Origin of the sequence: Nonomuraea sp. NPDC047529, from assembly GCF_040642995.1 — a bacterium.
GTDB lineage: Bacteria > Actinomycetota > Actinomycetes > Streptosporangiales > Streptosporangiaceae > Nonomuraea.
In genome coordinates this window covers 1-2522 of sequence record NZ_JBEYTJ010000102.1, presented here as the reverse complement: position 1 = coordinate 2522, position 2522 = coordinate 1, and the positions used below count along the sequence as shown (strand labels likewise).

General features: G+C 67.0%; 1 protein-coding gene. It reads left to right on the top strand.

What is annotated here, in order from left to right; genetic code table 11:
* Nucleotides 1–2522: DNA-directed RNA polymerase subunit beta (gene rpoB / locus ABZ815_RS52680; RefSeq protein ID WP_357711114.1), on the top strand; the 2522-nt coding region annotated here is incomplete at both ends.

The window sequence follows — 2522 nt, the reverse complement described above, 5'->3', positions numbered from 1 at the left end:
GACAAGCGCGACAGCGTCGGTGTGCGCATCGACCGTAAGCGCAAGCAGGCCGTCACCGTGCTTCTCAAGGCGCTGGGATGGACCAACGACCAGATTCTCGAGCGGTTCGGCCAGTACGAGTCGATGCGGGCGACGCTGGAGAAGGACCACACGGCCGGTCAGGATGACGCGCTGCTGGACATCTACCGCAAGCTGCGGCCGGGTGAGCCGCCGACCAAGGAGTCGGCGCAGACCCTGCTGGAGAACCTGTACTTCAATCCCAAGCGGTACGACCTGGCCAAGGTGGGCCGCTACAAGATCAACAAGAAGCTCGGGGTCGACTCCGAGATCACGCAGGGCACGCTGACCGAAGAGGACATCGTCGCCACCATCGAGTACATCGTCCGCCTGCACGCGGGCGAAGAGTCGATGCCGGGCGCCAACGGTGAGGTGATCGTCGAGGTCGACGACATCGACCACTTCGGCAACCGCCGCCTGCGCAGCGTCGGCGAGCTCATCCAGAACCAGGTCCGGCTGGGCCTGGCCCGCATGGAGCGCGTCGTCCGCGAGCGGATGACCACCCAGGACGTCGAGGCGATCACGCCGCAGACCCTGATCAACATCCGTCCCGTCGTGGCCTCCATCAAGGAGTTCTTCGGCACCTCGCAGCTGTCGCAGTTCATGGACCAGACCAACCCGCTGGCCGGCCTGACGCACAAGCGGCGTCTGTCCGCGCTCGGCCCCGGTGGTCTGTCCCGTGAGCGGGCCGGCTTCGAGGTCCGTGACGTGCACCCGTCCCACTACGGCCGGATGTGCCCGATCGAGACCCCTGAAGGCCCGAACATCGGTCTGATCGGCTCGCTGGCCTCCTACGGCCGGATCAACGCCTTCGGCTTCGTCGAGACGCCTTACCGCAAGGTCGTCGACGGCAAGGTGACCGAGCAGATCGACTACCTGACGGCCGACGAGGAAGACCGCTACGTCAAGGCGCAGGCCAACACGACGCTCAACTCCGACGGTTCGTTCGCCGAGCCCCGCGTCCTGGTCCGTACCAAGGGCGGTGAGACCGAGCTCGCCCGTGCCGAGGAAGTCGACTACATCGACGTGTCGCCGCGCCAGATGGTGTCGGTGGCCACCGCGATGATCCCGTTCCTGGAGCACGACGACGCCAACCGCGCGCTCATGGGCTCCAACATGCAGCGCCAGTCGGTGCCGCTGCTCAAGAGCGAGGCGCCGCTGGTCGGCACCGGCATGGAGTACCGTGCCGCGACCGACGCCGGCGACGTCATCAGCGCCGAGAAGGCCGGTGTGGTCGAGGAGGTCTCCGCCGACTACGTCACCGTCATGAACGACGACGGCACGCGGACGACGTACCGGGTCGCCAAGTTCAAGCGCTCCAACCAGGGCACCTCCTTCAACCAGAAGCCCATCGTCGCCGAGGGCGACCGGGTCGAGGTCAACCAGGTCATCGCCGACGGCCCCTGCACCGACAACGGTGAGATGGCGCTCGGCAAGAACCTGCTCGTGGCGTTCATGCCGTGGGAGGGCCACAACTACGAAGACGCGATCATCCTGTCCCAGCGTCTCGTCCAGGACGACGTCCTTTCCTCGATCCACATCGAGGAGCACGAGGTCGACGCCCGCGACACCAAGCTGGGCCCCGAGGAGATCACCCGGGACATCCCCAACGTGTCGGAAGAGGTCCTGGCCGACCTCGACGAGCGCGGCATCATCCGGATCGGCGCCGAGGTCGTGCCCGGCGACATCCTGGTCGGCAAGGTCACCCCGAAGGGCGAGACCGAGCTGACCCCGGAGGAGCGGCTGCTGCGCGCCATCTTCGGTGAGAAGGCCCGTGAGGTCCGTGACACCTCGCTGAAGGTGCCGCACGGCGAGCAGGGCAAGGTCATCGGCGTGCGCGTGTTCAGCCGCGACGAGGGCGACGAGCTCCCGCCGGGCGTCAACGAGCTGGTCCGCGTCTACGTGGCCCAGAAGCGTAAGATCACCGACGGCGACAAGCTGGCCGGCCGGCACGGCAACAAGGGTGTCATCTCCAAGATCCTGCCGGTCGAGGACATGCCGTTCCTTGAGGACGGCACCCCGGTCGACATCATCCTCAACCCGCTGGGCGTGCCCGGCCGGATGAACGTCGGTCAGGTGCTGGAGACCCACCTGGGGTGGATCGCCGCGCGTGGCTGGGACATCTCGGGCATCGCCGAGGCGTGGGCCGAGCGGCTGAGGGACAAGGGCTTCGAGAAGGTCGCCCCGCGTACCAACATGGCCACCCCGGTCTTCGACGGCGCGCACGAGGAGGAGATCGTCGGGCTGCTGGGCAACACCGTCGCCAACCGTGACGGTGACCGGATGGTGCAGCAGAGCGGCAAGGCGCGGCTGTTCGACGGTCGTTCCGGTGAGCCGTTCCCGTACCCGATCTCGGTCGGTTACATCTACATCCTCAAGCTGCTGCACCTGGTCGACGACAAGATCCACGCCCGGTCGACCGGCCCGTACTCCATGATCACGCAGCAGCCGCTGGGCGGTAAGGC